The sequence below is a fragment of the Nocardia sp. NPDC003345 genome, assembly GCF_053589395.1.
Genome location: NZ_JBSFRU010000523.1, coordinates 1 through 2,548, shown reverse-complemented (window position 1 = coordinate 2,548; position 2,548 = coordinate 1). Strand labels below are relative to the sequence as shown.

Annotated in this window: 3 protein-coding genes; all 3 read left to right on the top strand. The window is 69.5% G+C overall.

The features are described 5' to 3' along the window. Positions 1 to 755, top strand: a 755-nt coding sequence (locus tag ACWDU1_RS31535) for an SCO1664 family protein (RefSeq protein ID WP_450004068.1), incomplete at its 5' end; no start/stop codon positions are given. Positions 756 to 923: 168 nt separating this feature from the next. Next, positions 924 to 2,165, top strand: coding sequence for a cysteine--1-D-myo-inosityl 2-amino-2-deoxy-alpha-D-glucopyranoside ligase (gene mshC, locus ACWDU1_RS31530; protein WP_450004067.1), 1,242 nt, complete (start codon positions 924 to 926; stop codon positions 2,163 to 2,165). A 177-nt stretch (positions 2,166 to 2,342) separates the two neighbouring features. Next, positions 2,343 to 2,548 (top strand): TetR/AcrR family transcriptional regulator (locus ACWDU1_RS31525; protein WP_450004066.1); only part of this gene is annotated, 206 nt, incomplete at its 3' end.

Sequence of the window (2,548 nt, the reverse complement as noted above, 5' to 3'; positions counted from 1 at the left end):
TGGGCCGGGTGGGAGTCGCCAGCAACGTCACCCTGGTCTGCGATCTGGCGGCCGCCGACGGCGCGTTCCGGGTGGTGTACAAGCCGGTGCGCGGCGAGCAGCCCCTGTGGGATTTCCCCGACGGCACCCTGGCGGGCCGGGAGGTGGCCTCGTACCTGGTCAGCCGCATGCTCGGATGGACGGTGATCCCGGAGACTGTGCTGCGCGACGGCCCCTACGGTCTGGGGATGGTACAGCGCTGGATCACCACGCGGGAGCCTCGGGAGGCCGCCGATACCCGGCTGGATCTGGTGGATCTGTGCCCGCCCGGCCTGGTGCCCGACGGCTTCCGCGAGATACTGCGCGCCTATGACGGGGCGGGGGACGAGGTGGCGCTGGTCCATGCCGACGATCCGCGGCTGCGGCGGATGGCGGTGCTCGATGTGCTGCTGAACAACGCCGACCGAAAGGGCGGGCACGCGCTGGAGGCCGTCGACGGCGGGGTGTACGGGGTCGATCACGGGATCTGCCTGCACCAGGAGAACAAGCTGCGCACGGTCCTGTGGGGGTGGGCGGGCGAGCAGATCCCCGGGGATCTGCTCGCCGATATCGCGGCGTTCGCCGAAACCTTGCCCGGAGAGCCGGCCGACCGGCTGGCCGAGCATCTGACCGACGCCGAGATCGACGCGCTGCTGCGCCGCGCCAAACGATTGCTCGACGAGCCGGTGATGCCGTTTCCGGAGACGCCGCGGCCGATCCCGTGGCCGGCGTTCTGAGCCCCGCCCGAGTGGGGTCATCCGACCATTCGTTCTGCTCGAGGGGAACGGTTGCTTCGGCACGACGGTCGTGTCCGTGCAGGTCCAGGCCCCATCCGCGGTCGTGGTGGTACCGCGGCGGGCAGGGCGGACGGTGCGCGGACGGCACCGACCTCTACTCTCGAAGGTATGCAGTCCTGGTCCGATACCCCGATTCCCGCGGTCCCCGGAGCAGGGCCTCCGTTGCGTTTGCACGATACCGCCGACTCGTGTATCCGCCCGGTCACACCGGGCACCACGGCAACCATGTACGTCTGCGGGATCACCCCCTATGACGCGACCCATCTCGGCCACGCCGCCACCTACCTGACGTTCGATCTGGTGAACCGGGTATTGCGTGACGCCGGGCACGACGTGCACTACGTGCAGAACGTCACCGATGTCGACGATCCACTGTTCGAGCGCGCCGCCCGCGACGGCGTGGATTGGCGTGCGCTGGGCAGCGGTGAGATCGAGCTGTTCCGCGAGGATATGTCGGCGCTGCGGGTGCTGCCGCCGCGCGACTATGTGGGCGCGATCGAATCGGTGGACGAAGTCGTCGAACTCGTCGGCAAACTGCTCGCGTCGGGCGCCGCCTACACCGTCGAGGATGCCCGCTACCCCGATATCTATTTCCGCACCGACGCCACCGACCAGTTCGGCTACGAATCCGGCTACGACCGGGCCATGATGGAACGGCTGTTCGCCGAACGCGGCGGCGACCCGGATCGTGCCGGTAAACGCGATCCGCTGGACGCGCTGCTGTGGCGTGCCGAACGTGACGGCGAACCATCGTGGCCGTCACCGTTCGGGCCGGGCCGGCCGGGCTGGCATATCGAATGCGCCGCGATCGCGGTGAACCGGCTGGGCAGCGAGTTCGATATCCAGGGCGGCGGCAGCGATCTCATCTATCCCCATCACGAGTACTCCGCCGCACACGGCGAGGCGCTGGCGTCGGGGCGCCGGTTCGCCCGCCACTACGTGCACACCGGAATGATCGGCCTGGACGGCGAGAAGATGTCGAAGTCCAAGGGCAACCTGGTGCTGGTGTCGAAGCTGCGGGCCGCGGGCGTGGATCCGGCCGCCATCCGGCTCGGGTTGCTCGCCGGTCACTACCGCGCCGACCGGTCCTGGACCGAGGACGTCCTCGCCGCGGCGCAGGCCCGTCTGGAGCTGTGGCGCCGGGCCGCCGCCGCGCCGGCGGCCGTCGCGGCCGCCGATACCGTGGCCCGGCTGCGCACCCATCTGGCCGACGACCTCGATACACCGCGCGCGCTCGCCGCCGTCGACGCGTGGGCGCGCAACACTCTCGACTACGGCGGCGCCGATTCCGGGGCCGGTGCCGAGCTCGCCACCGCGGTCGACGCGCTGCTGGGTGTGCCGCTGCGCTGACACCGGCCGGTCTCGGCGGCGTGGGCGTTCCGGTTCGGGCGCAAGTCCTTTCACCCGCCGGGGTGGCGACGGGCGCGGAGGGTGTCTCTCGCCACTACGGAGAATCCGGCCGCGCCGATGGGGTACTGTTCGATGCTCGAATTCTCCCATTCCGTTCCGCGAAGAGATCGGCGCCGTATGTCTCGTATCGTCAGTAAGGACAACTACTTCGACACCGGCCTGGAGGTCCTGTCCGAGCTGGGGTTCCGCAACCTCAACATCGGTGTGCTGTGCCGCCGCCTGGGCGTGACCAGCGGTTCGTTCTACCATCATTTCGGCAGCTGGCAGTCGTATGTGGGCGCGCTGCTGGAACATTGGGAGAACCGGCAGGTGCTGATCCTGCG